Genomic DNA, 18709 nt, shown 5'->3' with positions numbered 1-18709 from the left:
CATGTCGATGAACCTCGTCACGCTGCTGTACCTCATTGCGAGTGTCTGCTTCATCCAGGCGTTGAAAGGCCTGTCGCATCCGACGACCTCCATCCGCGGCAACCTCTTCGGCATGGTCGGCATGACCATCGCCGTGCTCACGACCGGCGCGCTGATCCTCAAGCTCGCCGGCGGAGAAACGCTGGGCCTGGGCTACGTGCTCGGCGGCTTGGTGATCGGCGGCGGCATCGGCACGGTCATGGCGCAGCGCGTCGAGATGACCAAGATGCCGGAGCTGGTCGCCTTCATGCACAGCATGATCGGCCTGGCCGCGGTATGCATCGCGGGCGCCGCGGTCGTGGAGCCGCATGCCTTCGCCATCTCGCCGCGCGGCGAGCCCATCCCCGGCGGCAACCGCATCGAGCTGGCGCTCGGCTGCTTCATCGGCGCGGTGACCTTCTCCGGCTCCGTGATCGCCTTCGGCAAGCTCAGCGGCAAGTACAAGTTCCGGCTGTTCCAGGGCGCGCCGGTCACCTTCCCTGGCCAGCACTGGCTGAACGCGCTCCTCGGCCTGGCAGCGGCGTTCTTCATCTTCGGCTTCTGGCATTCGCAGAGCGCGATGGATTTCATCCTCGTCGCGTTGCTGGGTTTCGCGCTCGGCGTGCTGCTGATCATCCCGATCGGCGGCGCCGACATGCCGGTGGTCGTGTCCATGCTCAACAGCTATTCCGGCTGGGCAGCGGCGGGCATCGGCTTCTCGCTCAACAACAGCATGCTGATCATCGCGGGATCGCTGGTGGGCAGCTCGGGCGCGATCCTGAGCTACATCATGTGCAAGGCGATGAACCGCTCGTTCTTCAACGTGATCCTGGGCGGCTTCGGCGCGGAGGCCGGCGCGGCCGCCGCCACCACGCAGCAGCGCAACGTCAAGAGCGGCAGCGCGGACGACGCCGCCTTCATCCTCGGCAACGCGGAGAGCGTGATCATCGTCCCCGGCTACGGCCTGGCGGTGGCGCGCGCGCAGCACGCGGTGAAGGAGCTGGCGCAGAAGCTGATCGACAAGGGCGTGACGGTCCGCTACGCGATCCATCCGGTGGCCGGCCGCATGCCCGGCCACATGAACGTGCTGCTCGCCGAGGCCGAGGTGCCCTACGACCAGGTGCACGAGATGGAGGACATCAATGCCGAGTTCGGCCAGACCGATGTCGCCATCATCCTCGGCGCGAACGACGTGGTGAACCCGGCGGCGCTGCAAAAGGGCAGCCCCATCTTCGGCATGCCCATCCTCGAGGCGTACAAGGCGCGAACCATCATCGTCAACAAGCGGTCGATGGCGGCGGGCTACGCGGGCCTGGACAACGAGCTTTTCTACATGGACAAGACCATGATGGTCTTCGGTGACGCGAAGAAGGTGGTCGAGGACATGCTCAAGGCTGTCGAGTAGCCCATCTGCGGGGGCGGTCCGCGCGCGCCTCCGGTCATCTTCCAGCTTTATCGGTAGATGGCCTACCGACTTGGGTGGAAGCTGTCGCCCTCTACTGCAAATGAAGGCTGATGCGGACCGTGGCTGACACGAAGAGACTGGGCGATCCTTCTCTTTGCTGTGTCCAAGATGTCCGCCCACCCAGTTCTGTTGCCTGGCGCGCCTACGCCGCTCCCTTCAAATGGCATGCCTCTGGCAGGCGTGCGCGAACGACCTGCCCGTCCTGACGAGGATGAGCGTGAGGACGAGGCGGCCGCCGCCGAGTCCGGCAGCGCCTCACCGGAGACGCCCGCCGCCAGCCCGGATGTCGCGGCGAGCCCGGAGGTGACCGTGGCACCGGAGGCCAGTACCGGTTCGGCCGGGGAATTCCCCGCCGTCGCCAGTGACGAGCCTCACCGCGACCACGCGTCCGCGATGCTGGCCGCCGGTCTCGGGCTGCTCGGCATCGGCGGCGCGGCGGGTCTGGCGGGCGCGTCTTCCGCGCCTTCCATGGCCGCCTCGAAGCCCATCGGCGTGATCGATCCGCCGAACACCGATCATCCGAAGTCGGATCCCCTCGTGCCGGAACAGAAGCCGGACCCGGGCGCATCGAAGCCGGGCGTGGATCAGCCCTCGGCGGACCACCCGCCGCCGGACCAGTCCCACACGGGGCAGCCTCAACAGCCGGACCCGGGCCCGACGAACGCGGGCCCATCGAACCCCGACCCCGCGCAGCCCGGCGGCACCGATCAGCAGCCTCCCGCGCAGCCCGGCGGCACGGACCAACACCCGCCTTCCCATGTGCCGGTCGCGCCGACGTTGACGCTCGCCTCCGACACCGGTGCCAGCGCCCAGGACCTCATCACGTCCTCGGGCTCGGTGAATGTCTCGGATCTGGAGGCGGGAGCGACGCTCACGATCAGCCTGGATGGGGGCAAGACCTGGACCCCGCATGGCGGCGATGCGCAATTGCCGGAGGCGCTGTTCGGTGCCGACGGGGTGAAGCACCTGGAGGGCCGGCAGGTCGATGCGAGCGGCCACGAGGGCGACGTGGCCGACCTGTCCTTCACGCTGGACCGGACGGCGCCGGATGCGCCGCAGTGGGCGATGCCCGCCGGAAAGCCCGCGCTCGGCTTGGCGGACGTCGTCGCGGTCCAGGGCGTCGAGGACGGCGCGCTGCTGGCATACCGGATCGATGGCAAGGCATGGGCACCCCTGGACAGCCATCAACTCCCGGCCACGGTGTTCAACAGCGACGGTGCGCACGCTTTGGCGCTGCGGCAGACCGACCTGGCCGGCAACGTCGGCCAGGTCGCCGAGATCCCGGTGGCCGTCGATCTGACGCCGCCGCAGATCTCGCCCAACGCGATCGCGATCGGCACCGAATACCCGGGGAACTGGCGCAACGCCTCTCGCTCGACCAACGCCGACTTCGCCCTCGGCTACCGGGTCAATGGGGGCGAATGGAAATCCCCGGGAAGCCTGGACCTGTCGCAGGAGGGCCACTACCGACTGGAGGTGCGCGACACCGACGCGGCAGGCAATCAGAGCACCCTGACCCGCGAGCTGACCATCGACAACACGCCGCCGGCCAAGCTCAGCCTCGAATTGACCAACGACAACGGCAGCAGCCACACCGACAAGATCTCCGGCGACCTGAACCTGAAGGTCGTCGGCCTCGAGCCGGGCGCCACCTGGACCTTCAGCAACGGCATCAGCCACATCGCCTACGTTGGCAGCGGTGACAGCATTCCGATGTCCGCGCTCGGCCTCGATCCGTCAGGCGGGCAGCAGTTGTCGCGGGTGGGCGTGCAGCAAACGGACCTCGCGGGCAACCTTGGCCCGAACACCGTCGTGGACTTCACCTACGACCCGTCGCTGGGGACCGGCGTCTTCCCTGTGTGATCGTCCGACCCGGGCCAGCGCCCCCTAGGTCCGAGGTGTCGCTCAGACCTTCGATGGCCTAGCATCTGCCGCGGCCGGCCCCTTGGGGAGCCGGCCGTTCCCGTTCATGTGCTGCGTGGGGGCGACTTGGCCGTTTTCACCCGATCGATGGAGGTCCGTCCGGCGACGGCGACGGTGTCGATCCGGCGGCTCGCGCTGCTGGTGGCGCTGCCGCTGCTGATGCTCGGTGCCGTCCATCTGTTCTCCCAGCACTACGGCACGGCGACACCGCCGCAGGTGCTGCGCCTGACCGAGGCCCGCCTGCTCCCGGGCGACGCGCTCGATCCCGCGCAGATCGCCGGCGCATTGCCCGATGCGCGGTCGGGGGCGCTGTCGAGTGCGCACACGCGGGCCGGGCTGGCCGTCGCGGAACCGGCCGCGTCGGCCATCGTCTCGCGGCCGTTGAACCCGACAGCGACCCCGACGCCCTTGCCGTCGACGATGCCCAGCACGCCCACCGTGTCGCTCGCGCCGGGACACGTGGTCGCCCTGCCCGTCCAGATCCACGACACCGACGCGCCGGGGCCGCTCTGGTTCGCGCTCGATTTCCGGCTGGACCGCGCCGCCGAGGCGCCGTACTGGCTGGTGATCCAGCATCGACCTGCGGCGACGGTCTACCTGGATGGCCAGCTGATCGCGACCTCCAGTCCCGGCAGCGGCTATGCGTCCGAGGATGAGGACGATCTCGCGCAACGTGGCCTGCTGCTCGCCGGCCGCCGCCTGCAGGTCAGCATCCCGCCCGCGCTGCTGCCGGCCGGCGAGCATCGGCTCAGCCTGCGGCTGGCGCGTCCGGGCTTCGAAGGCGCGGGCTTGTCCGCGCCGCTGCTGGGTCCGTCGACTCAGATCCGCGCGCTGCAGGAGGGCCGCCGCTTCTGGCAGGTGATCCGCGTCACGACGGCACTGGCCGGCATCGTGATCGGCGCCTTCATGCTGATGGTCTGGCTCGCGCTGCGTCAGGAATGGCTGTACGGCGTCACCGGCCTGTTCTGCCTGTGCACCGCGCTGCTGCTGTCGCCCTACCTGCTCAACGGCGCACTGTTCCCCGCGCCGTGGTGGCGCGTGACGCTCGACCTGGCCGACGTGCTCTCGAAAGCGGGTTTGCTGTTCCTGGTCGTGCGGCTGTCGGGGAGTGGTGAGCGCTGGCCGGAGAAGATGGCCGTCGCCTACCTGGTGCTCGGCACCGTGATCGACGGCGCGGCCGCCTTCCTCGGTTGGAGCTGGACCGATTTCCACCACCCCTGGCCGTGGTGGGCGCTCGGCAGCCGCGCGGTCGTGCTCGGCGCCGCCGCCGTGCTGGCCGCCCGGGCCGCGCTCGCGACGGAGCGCGGCGCCCATCTGGCCGGCGCCTGTGCTGTCGCGTTGTCGGCCTGGGTCTGGCTCTACGTGAGCTGGTTCGCGCTGGTGCTCTCGAAGCAGATGAGCGTCGTCGACATCAACGTCGTCGGACACGCCGTGCTGATCGCGATCGCCGGTGTGGCGCTGCAGCGGCGCTTCGTCGGTTCGCTGCGCGACGAGGCGATGGCGCGCATCCGGCTTGAACAGGCGCTCGATGCACGCACGCGTGAACTGCAGGATCGCTGGGAGGATCTGCAGGACAGCGAACGCCAGCGCACCGCGGCGCAGGAGCGAGAGCGCCTGCTGCAGGAGATGCATGACGGGCTGGGCTCGCAACTGGTGACCGCGCGCCTGTGCGCGGAGCGCGGCGTGACGTCGCAGTCGCTGGTCCGCCTGCTCGACGAATGCATCCGCGAGATGCGCCTGACCGTCGACGCGCTCGCCGTCACGGACGGGGATCTCACGCTGCTGCTCGCCAACCTCCGGCACCGGATGGCGCCGCGGCTGCAGGACGCGGGACTCGAGCTCGACTGGCAGCTGACCGACATCCCGCTGCTGCCGACCTTGCGCGGCACGGGCGGCCGCGAGCTGATCCGCATCGTGCAGGAGGCGCTCAGCAACGTGATCCACCACGCCGGCGCCACGCGGGTCCGGTTCTCGACGCGCGTGGACGAGGCGCGGGGCCAGGTCTTGCTGTCCATCGTCGACAACGGACGTGGGATGGCCGCGGACCTGCGCCAGGGCAACGGCCTGCGCGGCATGCGTCGCCGCGCCGAGCGGATCTCGGCCGAGATCGACTGGCGCGCGCCGGAAGAGGCGCCGGCCGAGGGCGGCACCGAGCTGCTGCTGTGGTTGCCGCTGCACGTGGGTCCATAGGACGCGCCCCGCGTGCGCGGGCACGTCGCAGGCCCGCAATCGCGCCACATCGAAGCCGTTCAAGGCGCGTTCTGGAGTCATCTCTCCACTTTGTGCGGTCTATCGAATCCCCTGATGGGGCGCCCATGGCGATCGGCGAGAATCCGCGCCGTACCTTGGAGACAGAACAATGGAGAAGAACTGGCTGAAGCACTATCCGGCGGGGGTGCCTGCCGAGATCGATGCAGACGTCTATCCCTCGCTCGTCGAGCTGATGGAAGCGGCGTTCAAGCAGTTCCCGGAGCGCCCCGCGTACAAGATGCTGGGCCGCTCGATCAGCTTCGCGCAGATCGACGAAGCCTCGCGCGCGTTCGCCGCGTACCTGCAGGGCCTGGGCCTGGAGAAGGGCGATCGCGTCGCGATCATGATGCCCAACGTGCCGCAGTACCCGGTCGCCGTCGCGGCGGTGCTGAGAGCCGGCTTCGTCGTGGTCAACGTCAATCCGCTGTACACGCCGCGCGAGCTGGAGCACCAGCTCAAGGATGCCGGCGCGAAGGCGATCGTCATCATCGAGAACTTCGCCGCCACGCTGCAGCAGGTGCTCGCGAACGTGCCGACGAAGCACATCGTCCTGGCCGCGATGGGCGACATGCTGGGCTTCGCCAAGGGCATGGTCGTCAACTACGTCGTGCGCAAGGTCAAGAAGCTGGTGCCGGCCTTCGAGCTGCCGTCGGCGGTGCGCTTCAACGATGCGGTCTCCAAGGGGCGCGGCCAGACCTACAAGCGTCCGACGGTCGGTCCCAACGACATTGCGGTGCTGCAGTACACCGGCGGCACCACCGGCGTTTCCAAGGGCGCGGTGCTGCTGCATCGCAACCTGGTGGCCAACACGCTGCAGTGCGAGGCCTGGTACCAGCCCGCGCTGAAGAAGAAGCCCGCCGATGAACAGCTGATGAGCGTCTGCGCGCTGCCGCTGTATCACATCTTCGGGTTCACCACCAACCTGATGCTGTCGATGCGCGTCGGCGGCTGCAACGTGCTGATCCCCAATCCGCGCGACCTGCCCGCGGTGTTCAAGGAACTCAGCCATCACAAGATCCACAGCCTGCCCGCGGTCAACACGCTCTTCATGGCGATGGCCAACCACGCGCAGTTCAACACGGTGGACTGGAGCGGGCTGGTGATCTCGGTCGGCGGCGGCATGGCCGTGCAGCAGGCGACGGCGCGGCTGTGGCTGGAGAAGACCGGCTGCCCGATCGTCGAGGGCTACGGCCTGTCGGAGACCTCGCCGGTCGCGTGCTGCAACCCGACGGACAGCACGGCCTACACCGGCTCGATCGGCCTGCCGCTGTCCGGCACCGAGGTGACGCTGCTCGACGACGACGGCAACGAAGTGCCGCCCGGCAGCACCGGCGAGATCGCGATCCGCGGCCCGCAGGTGATGGCCGGCTACTGGCAACGGCCGGACGAGACCGCCAAGGTCATGACGTCCGACGGCTACTTCCGCACCGGCGACATCGGCACGGTGGACGAGCGCGGCTTCTTCCGCATCGTCGACCGCAAGAAGGACATGATCCTGGTCAGCGGTTTCAACGTCTATCCGAACGAGATCGAGGACGTGCTGACGCAGATGCCGGGCGTGGCCGAATGCGCCGCCGTCGGCGTGCCCGACGAGAAGGCCGGCGAGGCGGTCAAGGTCGTGATCGTGCGCCGCAATCCGGCGCTGACCGAGGCCGACGTGAAGGCCTTCTGCGAAGCGAACCTGACCGGCTACAAGCGGCCGCGGATCATCGAATTCCGGACCGAACTGCCAAAAACGCCGGTTGGCAAGGTATTGCGCCGTGAATTGCGCGACAAGAAGTAGCAGTCGGTAGCAGTTTTAGGGATTGCACTTGGGCGAAACCCGCCCTTGACACCCTAAAGTTCGCCCTCCTGAGGAGGAGGGAAGGCCGTGCTCGAAGAACGCTACGAAAAGACCGAGGCCGGGAGAGCGGAAATCAAGTCGCGCGCGCTGGTGCAAGCCCGCGTGGCCCGCAACCTGTTGCTGGTGATCGACGCCAGCAAGACGGGCGGCGACTGGGTGGGCGTGGTGCAAGGCGCCGCCGCCGCCGATCTCGAACTGCTGGTGCAGCATCAACTCGTCAAGGTGACCGCCGGTGCGCCGCTGTCGCGGCCCATGGGGCCGTCGTCGATCGCGACCCCGATGGGATCGGGTGCGCCGTCGTCGCGCCTGAGCGGCGCCTCGGCCTCGCGGCCCGTGCCGTCGCGGCTCGCGGGTGCGCCGACGTCGTCGCTGCCCTACCAGGAGCTGTACACCGCGCTGAGCACCTTCGCCAAGCAGCAGGGGCTGCTGAAGGGCTACAAGATCGCGCTGGAGGTCGAGCAGTGCGCCGACATGAACCAGCTGACGACGCTGGCGCTGGACATCATCGACCGCGTGCGGGCCGCCAAGGGCGACGCCGCGGCGCACGAACTGCGTGCGACACTGGGCTTCAACTGAACCGGACCGCCTGACGCTTTGGAGGCGGTCCTTCCACTGTTGGGAGCCCCTCCATGTCCACGTCCTACCGCGTCGCGGTGCTGGTCGGCAGCCTGCGCAAGGCGTCGTTCAACCGCAAGCTGGCCCTCGCGCTGGCCCACATCGCCCCCGCTGAGCTGAAGCTCGAGATCGTCGAGATCGGCGCGCTGCCCTTCTACAACGAGGACGACGCGGCCGACCCGCCGGCGGCGTGGGTGGAATTCCGCAAGGCCGTGAAGGCCGCGGACGCGCTGCTGTTCGTGAGCCCCGAGTACAACCGCTCGATCCCCGGCGCGCTGAAGAACGCGCTGGACGTGGGATCGCGGCCGTACGGTCAGAGCGCCTTCGACGGCAAGCCCGCGGCGGTGATCACGCTGTCGCCGGGCGCGCTGGGCGGCTTCGGTGCGAACCACCATCTGCGCCAGGTGCTGGCCTGCCTGAACACGCCGATGCTGCCGTCGCCGGAGGTCTACCTCGGCGGCGCGGCCGACATGTTCAAGGACGACGGCAGCTTCGCGAAGCCGGAGACGGAAGCCTTCCTGCGCAAGGTCCTGGCGGGCTTCGCCGCCTGGGTGGGCAAGCACAAGGGGTGAACGTTGGCGGCGAGGTTGTTTGTCGAGCAGCCGCTGGGTGCGGTGGGGCTCGACGTTGAATTGGCGCTGCCCTCCGGGGCGGCGCGTCATGTGCAGGTGTTGCGGCTGCAGCCGGGGGACGAGGTCACGCTGTTCGACGGCAGCGGGGACGAGTGGACCGCGGCGGTCACGGCGATGGGTCGCAGCGAGGTCCGCGTCGCGCTGAAGGCGCGTCAGGCGGTGGATCGCGAGCTCAGGCGCGCGGTGACGCTGGCCGTCGTGATGCCGGCCAACGACCGGATGGACGGCATCGTCGAGAAGGCCTGCGAGCTCGGCGCGGTGGCGATCCAGCCGCTGATGAGCGAGCGCTCCGTGCTGCGCCTCAATGGCGATCGTGCGGACAAGAAGCGCGCGCACTGGCAAGGCGTCGCGATCGCGGCGGCCGAGCAGTGTGGGCGCTCCAAGCCTCTGCAGGTCGCGTCGGTGAGGACGCTGGCGTCCTGGCTCGCTGAGCTTCCCGCCGATGCCGACGAGCAGCGCTGGCTGCTGAGCCCCGTCGCTGCGCAGCCGCTGTCGGCGCTGACGTCGTCATCGAGCGACGCTCAGCGCATCACGGTCCTCAGCGGCCCCGAAGGTGGCCTCAGCGAGGCCGAAGAGCAGTCCGCACGCTCACGCGGATTCAGCGCTGCGAAGCTCGGTCCCAGGATCCTGCGGGCCGATACTGCGCCGCTCGCTGTGCTCGGCTGGCTGGCGCTCAGCGAAGCCTGAGCCGAGCCTCGCCAGCAGTTCGTCGACGACATCCTTCATCGATCCATTTCCAATGTCACGACCGCTCCCACGAGGCCAGCAGTGACTGGTGGTCTCGCGACATTTGCATGACGTGTGTTACCTCGACGGTGTCGTCGTCGAGGATGCGATAGAAGATTCGATAGTTGCCGTGAGTGCGGCGGCGAAAGCCGGCTGTCTCGAAGCCTGAGATCACGGGATATGACTCGGCCATGTGGCCGAGTCCCGCGATCTTCTCGTGCAGTTCCCCGATGAAAGAATCTGCACGTCGCTTGTTCTTGCGCGCGATGTACTGGTGTATTGACCGCAAGTCCGCCCACGCCTCCGGGTGGAGGCTGACCTTCATGCGCTGCGGTCGCCCTTGATTCCCAATTCCCGGTAAAGGCGGTCAAAAGCCTCCTCTACGGGGATGTACTCCGAAGACGGGGTCGACAGCCTGCTCTCAAGCAGCTCTTTGAACGCTTGGGCTTGAGCATCCCGCCAGCCCTTCAGTTCCTCACTCTCGCGCAGCACCTGCATGCGCGACGAATACTTTCCGCTCTCAATCAGATTCAGCACGATGGCCTCCAATTCGGGTCCCAGATCTGCGTGAATCATCTCGGTCATTCCCTCGAAAAGAAATCGCATCGTCGGGGGAGACTCATCCCCACCAAGGGGGCCCACCTTCGGCGGACTTACTCGTCGGAGTCAGTGTTCCCTGCGTTCTGCTTGCGAGCCGAGCCCGCGACAAGATCGAACTTGAAGAGCCGGCATTCGATCGGTCCGTTCCACATCGGGATGCGGCGCGACTCCTTGAGTCGCATCTTGCTCGGCAATTTCATTTCCGGGCACAGCAGCCACGCGGTCCATCCCGCCGGATGCTGCGTGTAGGCGCGCTTCCAATGCGCCGAGAGACGCGGGAAGAAGTCGTCGCCGGCATCGCGCTCTTCGGACAGCGCGCCGCCGTCCATGCGCTGCGTACCGGCCTTGCCGCGGACCTCGATCCGCTCGCCGTAAGGCGGGTTCAGCATCAGCGTGCCGGGCATGTCGTCCGGCAGCGCCGGCGCCGGACGCTCGAGCGCATCGCCGCCGTTGAACTGGATGTACTGCGCCACGCCGGCGCGCTCCGCGTTGCGCCGCGCAAAGTCGACCATCCGGAACGACACATCGCTCGCGAAGATCGGCACGGCCGACGGACGCTCCGCCGCGCGTGCCTCTTCCTTGATCGCGCGCCAGGCCGGCAGCAGCGACTGGAATGGCTTCAACTTCTCGAATGCGAAACGGCGCTGGATGCCCGGCGCGATGTTGCAGGCGATGGTCGCCGCTTCCACCGGGATCGTGCCCGAGCCGCAGCACGGGTCGTGCAGTGCGCCGCCCGCTTCGCGCGTGCCTTTCCAGCCCGCTGCGGCCAGCATCGCTGCCGCGAGTGTTTCCTTCAGCGGTGCGTCGCCCTTGTCCTCGCGCCAGCCGCGCTTGAACAGCGACTCGCCCGAGCTGTCGACGTATACCGTCGCCAGGTCCTCGGTCAGGTGCAGCTGCAGCGGCAGGTCGGGCCAGCGCGTGTCGACGCTGGGCCGCTCGCCGGTCGCGTCGCGCAGGATGTCGCAGACGGCATCCTTCACCCGCAGCGTCGCGAAGTTCAGGCTGTGCAGCGGCGATCGCTGCGCGGTCGTATCGACGCGCAGCGTCTGCTGCGGCGTGATCCAGCGCGTCCAGTCGACGGTGCGCGCGATCGCGTAGATGTCGTCCTCGTGGCGGTACTCCTCGCGCGCCACCTCGATCAGCACGCGCTGCGTGAGCCGGCTGTGCAGGTTCAGCCGCATCACTGCCGCGAGCGTGCCGTACAGGCCGACGCCGCCGCGGAACGCCTTCGGGCCTTGCAGACAATCGTCCGGACCGAGGATGTCGCGCACCTCCGCCTCCAGCCAGTCTTCGACGCCGGCGGCGCAGGGCAGGAACAGGTGATAGGCGGAATCGGACATCGTGGGTGCGGCGTGAGTCGGGCGCAGGTACGCCCGGGAGGATCAAGCTTCGGATTGTCCCACCGACGTCGACTGGCTTGACTCCCTCTCCCGCTTGCGGGAGAGGGCAGGGGTGAGGGCCAGCGGCGGTGGCAGTACGACGTCAGCGCGACTTGCGCAGATTCGCCGGCGCGAGCTTCAGTGCCTCGCGGTACTTCGCGACGGTGCGTCGCGCCACGGTGATGCCCTGCTCGCCGAGCATCGTCGACAGCTGGCTGTCCGACAGCGGGCTGGCGGTGTTCTCGGCCGCGATGAACTGCTTGATCAGTGCGCGCACCGCGGTGCTGGACGCATTGCCGCCAGCCTCCGTCGACAGGCTCGATCCGAAGAAGTACTTCAGCTCGAAGGTGCCCCACGGCGTCGCCATGTACTTGGCGGTCGTGACGCGCGAGATCGTCGATTCGTGCAAGCCCAGCTCGTCGGCGATCTCGCGCAGCACGAGCGGCTTCATCGCCAGCTCGCCGTGGGTGAAGAACCCGCGCTGGCGCTCGACGATCGCCTCGCTGACGCGCTGGATCGTGTCGAAGCGCTGCTGGATGTTCTTGATGAACCAGCGCGCCTCCTGCAGCTGCCCGCCCAGCGGCGAGTTGCTGACGCCGCCGCGCGTCGCGCGAAGCGCCTGTGCGTAGAGGTCGTTGATGCGCAGCTTGGGCAGCACGTCCGGATTGATGGAAACGCGGAAGTTGCGTCCCGACTTCTGCACGATCACATCGGGGATGACAGGCCGGTTCTCGCTGCGCGCATAACGTCGGCCGGGCTTGGGCTCCAACCCGGCGATCAGCGATTGCGCGTCGCGTAGCAGCTCTTCATCGGCACCGGTCAACGACATCAGCCGACGCCAGTCGCGCTTGGCGAGCAGGTCCAGATGCCGACGGCAGATCACGATCGCGAGCGCCTGCTCAGGCGAGCGCGGCAGCGTGCGCAACTGCAGCTCCAGACACTCGCCGAGGTCGCGTGCGCCGACCCCGGCCGGCTCCATCGACTGCAGCCACTTGAGCGCGACCTTGAAGCGGTCGAGAAGATCCTCGCGCTGCTCCAGGTCGGCGCCCTCGCCGAGGATCGCGGCGATGATTTCCTCGAGCGGATCCTCGAGATACCCGTCCTCGTTGAGCGACTCGATCAGCGCCAGCAGCGCCGCGCGATCGACAGCGCTCAGGTTCATGCCGGGGATCTGCCCGCGCAGCACGTCCTGCAGCGATTCGTCGGGGGACTCGGTGTCGGGCCGCTCGTCGTCGTCCCCGGAGGACGATGACGCGCTGCCCGGCGTCTCGCGGATGCCGTCGAAGTCGTCGCGCTCGGTGCCGTTCTCCCAGTCGTCGCGCTCGGTGGTGCCGAACTCCTCGGCGCGCATTTCATCGCCGGCCGGCGTGTCCCCGGCGGGCGCGTCCGACTCGGTCTGCGCGACGCGTTCCTCGCGCTCTTCGCGCTCGGTCAGACGCTCCTGCGTGGCGGTCGGCAGCGGGGCGTCGAACTCCTCGTCGGTCTCCAGCAGCGGGTTGCTCGCGAGCATCTGCTCCACCTCCTGGTGGAGCTCCAGCGTCGACAACTGCAGCAGACGGATGGACTGCTGCAGCTGAGGCGTCAGCGCAAGATGCTGGGACAGGCGAACCTGTAGCGTCGGCCTCATGTCGACTCCCGGCCCTTACATCTTGAAGTGTTCGCCGAGGTAGACCCTGCGCACGTCCTGATGCTCGACGATGTGCTGGGGCGTGCCTTCGGCGAGCACCGCCCCTTCGCTGATGATGTAGGCGCGGTCGCAGATGCCCAGCGTCTCGCGCACGTTGTGGTCGGTGATCAGCACGCCGATGCCGCGCTGCTTCAGGAAGCGGATGATCCGCTGGATCTCCAGCACCGCGATCGGGTCGACGCCGGCGAAGGGCTCGTCCAGCAGGATGAAGCGCGGCTGCGTGGCCAGCGCGCGGGCGATCTCGACGCGGCGGCGCTCGCCGCCGGACAGCGCCGGCGCGGGCGTGTCGCGCAGCTTCTCGATCGACAGTTCGTTGAGCAGCTTGTCCAGCTCCGCGTCGATGCGCGACGAGGGCCAGGCCTTGCCCTTGTCGTCGAGCTGCAGCTCCAGCACGGCGCGGATGTTCTCTTCGACGTTGAGCTTGCGGAAAATCGACGCTTCCTGCGGCAGGTAGCTCAGCCCCATGCGCGCGCGCTGGTGGATGGGCAGCGTCTGCACCGGCTGGCCGTCGATCTGGATCTCGCCGGCGTCGGCGCGGACCAGGCCCACGATCATGTAGAAACTGGTCGTCTTGCCGGCGCCGTTCGGGCCGAGCAGGCCGATCACCTCGCCGCTGTGCAGGTCGAGGTGGACATCCTTCACCACCTTCCTGACGCCGTAAGACTTCTGCAGCCCCCAGGCCTGGAGGCGGCTCCGGGAGGAATTCGTGCGGGCTTCCGTCATTGCTGGGGGGACTGGCGAGGAGCGAGGTTGATGCTGGGGCGCAACGGCAGCGGGGCGCTGCTGGCGGGCGGCGGTTCGCTCGCGGCGTTGCGCGGCATCAGCACGACACGGCCGCGGCCGCTCGGATGCGGAGAACCGGCGCCGGTCTCTACGATCAGGCGCTCGGTGCGGTTGTCGTAGTTCAGCGTGGCGCCGGACAGCGCCTGCTTCAGCTGGTCGCCCTGCATCACCCGCGCCTCGGCGTTGCCGACCAGGCGGATGGTCTCGGTGCGGGTGTCGTATTCGATCTGGTCGGCGCGGCCTTCGATGCGCTCGCCCGGGGTGTCGCGATCCTGGCGAAAGTGCACCTGCTTGGCGGAGGTGCCGTTGGCGTAGGCCTGGTAGTAGCCGTCGCTGGTCTCCTGCACGTCCATCCGATCGGCCCGTAGCTCCATCGAGCCCTTGGTCATGATCACGTTGCCGTTGAACTCGGACCGCTGCTTGACCTTGTCGATCGCGCCTTCACGGTCGAACACCAGGTTCAGGGGCTTGGCGCGGTCGTCCTTGGCGGCCTGCGACAAAGGCGCGGCCAGGGCCAGCGCGAGCGCGGTCGACAACAGCAGAGGGCGGCGAAGCGACATGGGGGGATCCTGACGGCACAAAACTTGCTGGCCATTCTAGCCATCGCTGAAGCAGGGAGCAGGGGGTCGTCCCGCGTGAGCGAGGGGCCTAGTCTTCGCGCTTGTGGAAAGTTCGGTTTTGGTGCATCGGGCGGGCGAGAGACCGAACGGGAGCCGCCCGACTGGGGCCCCTCTTCTCCGTGTCCCTCCTTCGTCTGCCTCCCGGCAGCCGAATTCCTTCCTTGACCTCCGAAGAGGGGCCCCAGTCGGTCGACTCAGGCAACGCTCGCTGTCGGCTCCGTACCCTGGTAACCACGCGGCACGGCACCCAGCAGACGCTTCGTGTACTCCTGCTTCGGGGCGGCCAGCAGCGCACGGGCATCGGCCTGCTCGACGACATCGCCGTGCTGCATCACCAGCACCTCGTCGGAGATGAACTTCACCACCGCCAGGTCATGGCTGATGAAGATGTAGCTCAGGCCGAATTCGTCCTGCAGGTCCTTCAGCAGGTTCAGCACCTGGGCCTGGACCGAGACGTCGAGCGCCGAGACGGCCTCGTCCAGCACCAGCACTTCCGGCTGCAGCGTCAGGCAGCGCGCGATGGCGATGCGCTGGCGCTGGCCGCCGGAGAACTCGTGCGGATACTTGTGCAGCGCCGATTCGTCGAGTCCGACCTTCTTCAGCAGCGCGCTGGCCGTGGCCACGCGCTCGTCGTGGCTCTTGCCGATGCCGTGGATCTCCATCGGCTCCAGCAGCGTCTGCGCGATCGTGAAGCGCGGGTTCAGCGAGGCATACGGATTCTGGAAGACGACCTGGATCCGGCGGCGCATCTTCTGCCAGTCCGGCCCGTTCATCGTCAGCAGGTCCTTGCCTTCGAAGAGCACCTGGCCGCCCGTGGGCTCGTGCAGCCGCAGCAGCGTCAGGCCCATCGTCGTCTTGCCGGAACCGGACTCGCCCACCACGCCTAGCGTGTGGCCCTTGCGCAGCTGGAAGTCCACGCCCTTGACCGCCTTGAACTCGGTCTTGCTGAACAGGCCCGACTTGAAGAAGAAGCTCTTCTTCAGGCCCTTGACCTCCAGGATCACCGGCGCGGCCGGATCCTTCGCCTTGCCCGTGCCCTCGGACACCGAGCGGCCGGCGATGTGGTCGTCGATGACCATCAGCCGCGCCGGGTTCTCGGTCAGCGACGGCCGGCAGGCCAGCAGCGCCTTCGTGTACGAGTCCTGCGGCTGGTGGAAGATGTCGGCCACCGGCGCCTGCTCGCGGATCTCGCCATGGCGCATGACGACGACGTGGTCGGCGATCTCGCCCACCACGCCAAGGTCGTGCGAGATGAACAGCATGCTCATCTTGTGCGATTCCTTCAGGCGCGCGAGCAACTCCATCACCTGGCGCTGGATGGTCACGTCGAGCGCCGTCGTCGGCTCGTCGGCGATCAGCAGCTTGGGGCTGCAGGCCAGCGCGACCGCGATCATCACGCGCTGCTGCTGGCCGCCGGACATTTCGTGCGGATAGCTCTTCAGGCGCCGCTTCGGATCGGGGATGCCGACCTCGTTGAGCAGCTCCTCGGCGCGCACCAATGCCTGGCGCCGGCTCATGCCCAGATGCTTGATCAGCGGCTCCATGATCTGGTCCGCGACCGGGAACACCGGGTTCAGCGAGCTCATCGGATCCTGGAACACGCAGGCGATCTCGCGCCCGCGCACGGACTGCAACTCGCGCAGCGAGGTCTTCAGCAGGTCGCGGCCCTGGAAAAGGATCGCGCCGGTGCGCTCGGCGTTGTCGGGCAGCAGGTTGAGGATGGACATCGCCGTCACGCTCTTGCCCGAGCCCGACTCGCCCACCAGCGCCACCGTGCGGTTCTCCGGGATGTCGAAGCTGACGCCCTTGACGGCCAGCTGGCGCTGCATGACGCCGTCGACCTTGCCCATGCGGAAGGCGACCTTCAGGTCTTGAATGCTCAACAGCATGGCGTTACTCCAGACCGCGCAGTTTGGGATCGAGCGCGTCGCGCAGCGCATCCGTGAAGAGGGCGAACGCCGTGACGAACACCGCCATGAAGCCGGTCACCGCGGCCAGCTGCCACCAGTAGCCCAGGATCAGCTCGCTCTGCGCCTCGGCCAGCATCGTGCCCCAGGAGACCTGGTCCACGCTGACGCCCAGGCCCAGGTAGGACAGGATGACCTCGCTCTTGATGAAGCCCACCACGTGCAGCGAGAGCTGCACCAGCGCCACGTGCGAGACGTTGGGCAGGATGTGCTTGAACATGCGCGATCTCTTGCTCGCGCCGATGGCCTCGGCGCTGCGGACGTATTCGCGGACCGAGTGCTTCATGAACTCGGCACGCACCAGCCGGTAGATGCCGGTCCAGCCCGCCAGGCCCAGGATCATCACGACCGGCAGCACTCCGCGTCCGAAGACCACCGCGAAGGCGAAGATCAGCAGGATGTTGGGCATCGCCGTGAAGACGTTGTAGACCCACTCCAGGAAGTCGCCGACCTTGCCGCCGTAGAAGCCCGACAGCGCGCCCAGCACGGTGCCGATCAACGTGGCCACCAGCGCGGCCAGCACGCCGACCATGATGGAGATCTCCGCGCCCTTGATCGCCTTGGCCAGCACGTCGCGGCCCAGGCGGTCGCCGCCGAAGGGCAGCGTCTCGGCGCGCGGCGCCTCGTCGGTCTTGTACTGCTTGGCCTTCTCGGTCCACTCGGCGTACTTGGGCGCGAGCGGATCGATGTCGCTCAAGTCGACGTTCGGACCCTTGGGTTGCACGATGGCGCCGGCACTCTCGGCCGGTGCGGGACCGACGAAGGTCGGCGGCGCGTTGGGCACGCCGGTTTCCTTCTGCCAGTCGCGGGCCATCAGGCCGAGGCCGGCGGCCAGCACCAGCAGCAGTGACAGCGCGACGACGACCATCGCGAACATGCCGAGCTTGTCGGACTTCAGACGCCGCCACGAGGCGTACCAGACGCCGCGCGAGCGTTGGGGCTTCACGGCCACGGTGGGGGTGGGCAGCACTGCGCTCATTTGAGGACCACCCGCGGATCGACGAGCTTGTAGAGAAGGTCGGTGACCAGGTTGACCACCATGGTCAGCGCCGCGATGTAGATCGCGAAGGCCTGGATCACCGGATAGTCGTTGCGGTTGACCGCGAGCAGGATCTCGCGGCCCAGACCCGGGATGGAGAAGAAGACCTCCAGCAGGAAGGAGCCGACGAACACGCCGGGCAGCGCCACGGAGATGTTGGTCATGATCGGGATCATCGCGTTGCGCAGCACGTGCTTGAGCAGGATGGTCTTCTCGGTCATGCCCTTGGCGCGCGCGGTGCGGACGTACTCGTGGCCGATCTCGTCGAGGAAGAAGGTGCGGTACAGCCGCGTGTACGGCGACAGCGCGACGGCCACCGCGACCAGCACCGGCAGCGGCGCGTAGGTCGTGAGGTTGGTCCACAGCGAGTCGCTCCAGCCCTGCACCGGGAACCAGCCCAGGCGGAAGGCGAAGAAGTACTGCGCCACGATCACGTAGACCAGCAGCGAGATCGACACCGCGACCGTCGTGAGGATCATGACCGCGCGGTCCGTCAGGCTGCCGCGCATGTAGGCGACGGCCAGCGCGAACGGGATCGCGAGGATCACTTCCAGCACCAGGATCGGCAGCATCACCGTCAGCGTGGCCGGCATGCGCGTGGCGAAGAGGTTGGCCACGGACTCGTTGGTGGCCCAGCTCTTGCCCCAGTCGAAGGTGACGATCTGCTGCAGGAAGATCAGCAGCTGTTCCCACACCGGCTTGTTCAGTCCGAGCTGATCGCGGATGGCCTCGATCTGGTCCTGGCTGGCGTTCAGGCCGCCCAGCACTTCGGCGGGATCACCGCCGAACCATTTGAAGAGGAAGAACACCAGCAGCACGACACCCAGCAAGGTGGGGATCATTTGCCACAGGCGCCTGATGAGATAGGCCGCCATACGCGCGGGACTCCAAGCAAGCGCCGCCGAGCCCGATGTCGAACGCGGCGACCGATAAAGACAAACCCCGGACGCTTGTGACGGCCGGGGCCTGCAGGTGAAAAACCACGCGCGAGTCTACGTGAGCGCCTGCCGCCCCCGCACCGGCATTTGCCCTGAATCCATCGAAGAAAACTGATGATGCACCCTCGTGGAAGCAGGTGTGTTCATCCGCAATGCGCCCCTGCTTGGGCAGGCCTTCAAGCTCTCGGGGTTGTTGGCATGGCGGGCGCGGACATCGCCCACTA

At 67.8% G+C, this 18709-nt stretch carries 16 protein-coding genes; 7 read left to right on the top strand and 9 right to left on the bottom strand.

Annotation, left to right across the window (positions count from 1 at the left end):
* The first annotated feature begins 1 nt into the window (after nucleotide 1).
* The 7 genes from AC07OZ_RS08295 to AC07OZ_RS08265 all read left to right on the top strand — a co-directional run bounded on the left by AC07OZ_RS08295 (nucleotide 2) and on the right by AC07OZ_RS08265 (nucleotide 9433).
* Complete coding sequence (locus tag AC07OZ_RS08295) at nucleotides 2-1423, top strand: NAD(P)(+) transhydrogenase (Re/Si-specific) subunit beta (protein ID WP_495466689.1); 1422 nt, start codon at nucleotides 2-4, stop codon at nucleotides 1421-1423.
* 225 nt (nucleotides 1424-1648) lie between these two features.
* The gene (locus AC07OZ_RS08290; RefSeq protein ID WP_495466688.1) at nucleotides 1649-3346 is read left to right on the top strand and encodes an Ig-like domain-containing protein; all 1698 of its coding nucleotides are present in this window, start codon (nucleotides 1649-1651) and stop codon (nucleotides 3344-3346) included.
* Between the two features lie 126 nt (nucleotides 3347-3472).
* Complete coding sequence (locus AC07OZ_RS08285) at nucleotides 3473-5596, top strand: sensor histidine kinase (RefSeq protein ID WP_495466687.1); 2124 nt, start codon at nucleotides 3473-3475, stop codon at nucleotides 5594-5596.
* 169 nt (nucleotides 5597-5765) lie between these two features.
* Nucleotides 5766-7439, top strand: a complete 1674-nt coding sequence (locus AC07OZ_RS08280; protein ID WP_495466686.1) for a long-chain-fatty-acid--CoA ligase — start codon at nucleotides 5766-5768, stop codon at nucleotides 7437-7439.
* Between the two features lie 87 nt (nucleotides 7440-7526).
* Nucleotides 7527-8075 carry a hypothetical protein gene (locus AC07OZ_RS08275; RefSeq protein ID WP_495466685.1) on the top strand — a complete coding sequence of 183 codons (549 nt, stop codon included), beginning with the start codon at nucleotides 7527-7529 and terminating at the stop codon, nucleotides 8073-8075.
* A gap of 53 nt (nucleotides 8076-8128) precedes the next feature.
* Nucleotides 8129-8686 (top strand): NADPH-dependent FMN reductase, encoded by a 558-nt coding sequence (locus AC07OZ_RS08270; RefSeq protein ID WP_495466684.1) that lies wholly within the window; start codon nucleotides 8129-8131, stop codon nucleotides 8684-8686.
* 15 nt (nucleotides 8687-8701) lie between these two features.
* On the top strand, nucleotides 8702-9433 hold the full coding sequence (locus AC07OZ_RS08265; RefSeq protein ID WP_495466683.1) for a 16S rRNA (uracil(1498)-N(3))-methyltransferase: 732 nt from the start codon (nucleotides 8702-8704) through the stop codon (nucleotides 9431-9433).
* A 55-nt stretch (nucleotides 9434-9488) separates the two neighbouring features.
* Here AC07OZ_RS08265 and AC07OZ_RS08260 read toward each other — a convergent pair whose 3' ends face one another.
* From AC07OZ_RS08260 to AC07OZ_RS08220, 9 genes are all read right to left on the bottom strand, one after another.
* Nucleotides 9489-9797 carry a type II toxin-antitoxin system RelE/ParE family toxin gene (locus AC07OZ_RS08260; RefSeq protein ID WP_431264231.1) on the bottom strand — a complete coding sequence of 103 codons (309 nt, stop codon included), beginning with the start codon at nucleotides 9795-9797 and terminating at the stop codon, nucleotides 9489-9491.
* On the bottom strand, nucleotides 9794-10078 hold the full coding sequence (locus AC07OZ_RS08255) for a type II toxin-antitoxin system ParD family antitoxin (RefSeq protein ID WP_495466682.1): 285 nt from the start codon (nucleotides 10076-10078) through the stop codon (nucleotides 9794-9796). Before AC07OZ_RS08255 ends, AC07OZ_RS08260 begins: the two co-directional genes overlap by 4 nt.
* A 47-nt stretch (nucleotides 10079-10125) precedes the next feature.
* Nucleotides 10126-11412: a THUMP domain-containing class I SAM-dependent RNA methyltransferase gene (locus AC07OZ_RS08250; protein ID WP_495466681.1), complete on the bottom strand. Its 1287-nt coding sequence runs from the start codon at nucleotides 11410-11412 to the stop codon at nucleotides 10126-10128.
* 142 nt (nucleotides 11413-11554) lie between these two features.
* Entirely contained in the window at nucleotides 11555-13078 is a 1524-nt protein-coding gene (locus AC07OZ_RS08245) for an RNA polymerase factor sigma-54 (RefSeq protein ID WP_495466680.1), read from the bottom strand.
* A 15-nt stretch (nucleotides 13079-13093) separates the two neighbouring features.
* Nucleotides 13094-13861 carry an LPS export ABC transporter ATP-binding protein gene (lptB, locus tag AC07OZ_RS08240; protein WP_495466679.1) on the bottom strand — a complete coding sequence of 256 codons (768 nt, stop codon included), beginning with the start codon at nucleotides 13859-13861 and terminating at the stop codon, nucleotides 13094-13096.
* On the bottom strand, nucleotides 13858-14481 hold the full coding sequence (gene lptA, locus AC07OZ_RS08235) for a lipopolysaccharide transport periplasmic protein LptA (RefSeq protein ID WP_495466678.1): 624 nt from the start codon (nucleotides 14479-14481) through the stop codon (nucleotides 13858-13860). Before lptA ends, lptB begins: the two co-directional genes overlap by 4 nt.
* Before the next feature lie 254 nt (nucleotides 14482-14735).
* Complete coding sequence (locus AC07OZ_RS08230) at nucleotides 14736-16430, bottom strand: ABC transporter ATP-binding protein (RefSeq protein WP_495466677.1); 1695 nt, start codon at nucleotides 16428-16430, stop codon at nucleotides 14736-14738.
* A gap of 4 nt (nucleotides 16431-16434) precedes the next feature.
* Nucleotides 16435-17487 carry an ABC transporter permease gene (locus AC07OZ_RS08225; RefSeq protein ID WP_495466676.1) on the bottom strand — a complete coding sequence of 351 codons (1053 nt, stop codon included), beginning with the start codon at nucleotides 17485-17487 and terminating at the stop codon, nucleotides 16435-16437.
* The gene (locus AC07OZ_RS08220) at nucleotides 17484-18422 is read right to left on the bottom strand and encodes an ABC transporter permease (protein ID WP_067280828.1); all 939 of its coding nucleotides are present in this window, start codon (nucleotides 18420-18422) and stop codon (nucleotides 17484-17486) included. Before AC07OZ_RS08220 ends, AC07OZ_RS08225 begins: the two co-directional genes overlap by 4 nt.
* Nucleotides 18423-18709: the final 287 nt, after the last annotated feature.

This window comes from Roseateles sp. GW821-FHT09G03 (assembly GCF_059416045.1).
The sequence above is the reverse complement of the archived record's forward strand: the minus strand, read 5'-3'. Positions and strand labels throughout refer to the sequence as shown.

Excerpts from the sequence above, each read along its gene's own strand:
- AC07OZ_RS08255 (WP_495466682.1), bottom strand. The coding sequence starts at position 10,078 with ATGCGATTTCTTTTCGAGGGAATGACCGAGATGATTCACGCAGATCTG.
- AC07OZ_RS08250 (WP_495466681.1), bottom strand. The coding sequence starts at position 11,412 with ATGTCCGATTCCGCCTATCACCTGTTCCTGCCCTGCGCCGCCGGCGTC.
- AC07OZ_RS08295 (WP_495466689.1), top strand. The coding sequence starts at position 2 with ATGTCGATGAACCTCGTCACGCTGCTGTACCTCATTGCGAGTGTCTGC.
- lptA (WP_495466678.1), bottom strand. The coding sequence starts at position 14,481 with ATGTCGCTTCGCCGCCCTCTGCTGTTGTCGACCGCGCTCGCGCTGGCC.
- AC07OZ_RS08280 (WP_495466686.1), top strand. The coding sequence starts at position 5,766 with ATGGAGAAGAACTGGCTGAAGCACTATCCGGCGGGGGTGCCTGCCGAG.
- AC07OZ_RS08230 (WP_495466677.1), bottom strand. The coding sequence starts at position 16,430 with ATGCTGTTGAGCATTCAAGACCTGAAGGTCGCCTTCCGCATGGGCAAG.
- AC07OZ_RS08270 (WP_495466684.1), top strand. The coding sequence starts at position 8,129 with ATGTCCACGTCCTACCGCGTCGCGGTGCTGGTCGGCAGCCTGCGCAAG.
- AC07OZ_RS08290 (WP_495466688.1), top strand. The coding sequence starts at position 1,649 with ATGCCTCTGGCAGGCGTGCGCGAACGACCTGCCCGTCCTGACGAGGAT.
- AC07OZ_RS08225 (WP_495466676.1), bottom strand. The coding sequence starts at position 17,487 with ATGAGCGCAGTGCTGCCCACCCCCACCGTGGCCGTGAAGCCCCAACGC.
- AC07OZ_RS08260 (WP_431264231.1), bottom strand. The coding sequence starts at position 9,797 with ATGAAGGTCAGCCTCCACCCGGAGGCGTGGGCGGACTTGCGGTCAATA.
- AC07OZ_RS08245 (WP_495466680.1), bottom strand. The coding sequence starts at position 13,078 with ATGAGGCCGACGCTACAGGTTCGCCTGTCCCAGCATCTTGCGCTGACG.
- AC07OZ_RS08220 (WP_067280828.1), bottom strand. The coding sequence starts at position 18,422 with ATGGCGGCCTATCTCATCAGGCGCCTGTGGCAAATGATCCCCACCTTG.
- lptB (WP_495466679.1), bottom strand. The coding sequence starts at position 13,861 with ATGACGGAAGCCCGCACGAATTCCTCCCGGAGCCGCCTCCAGGCCTGG.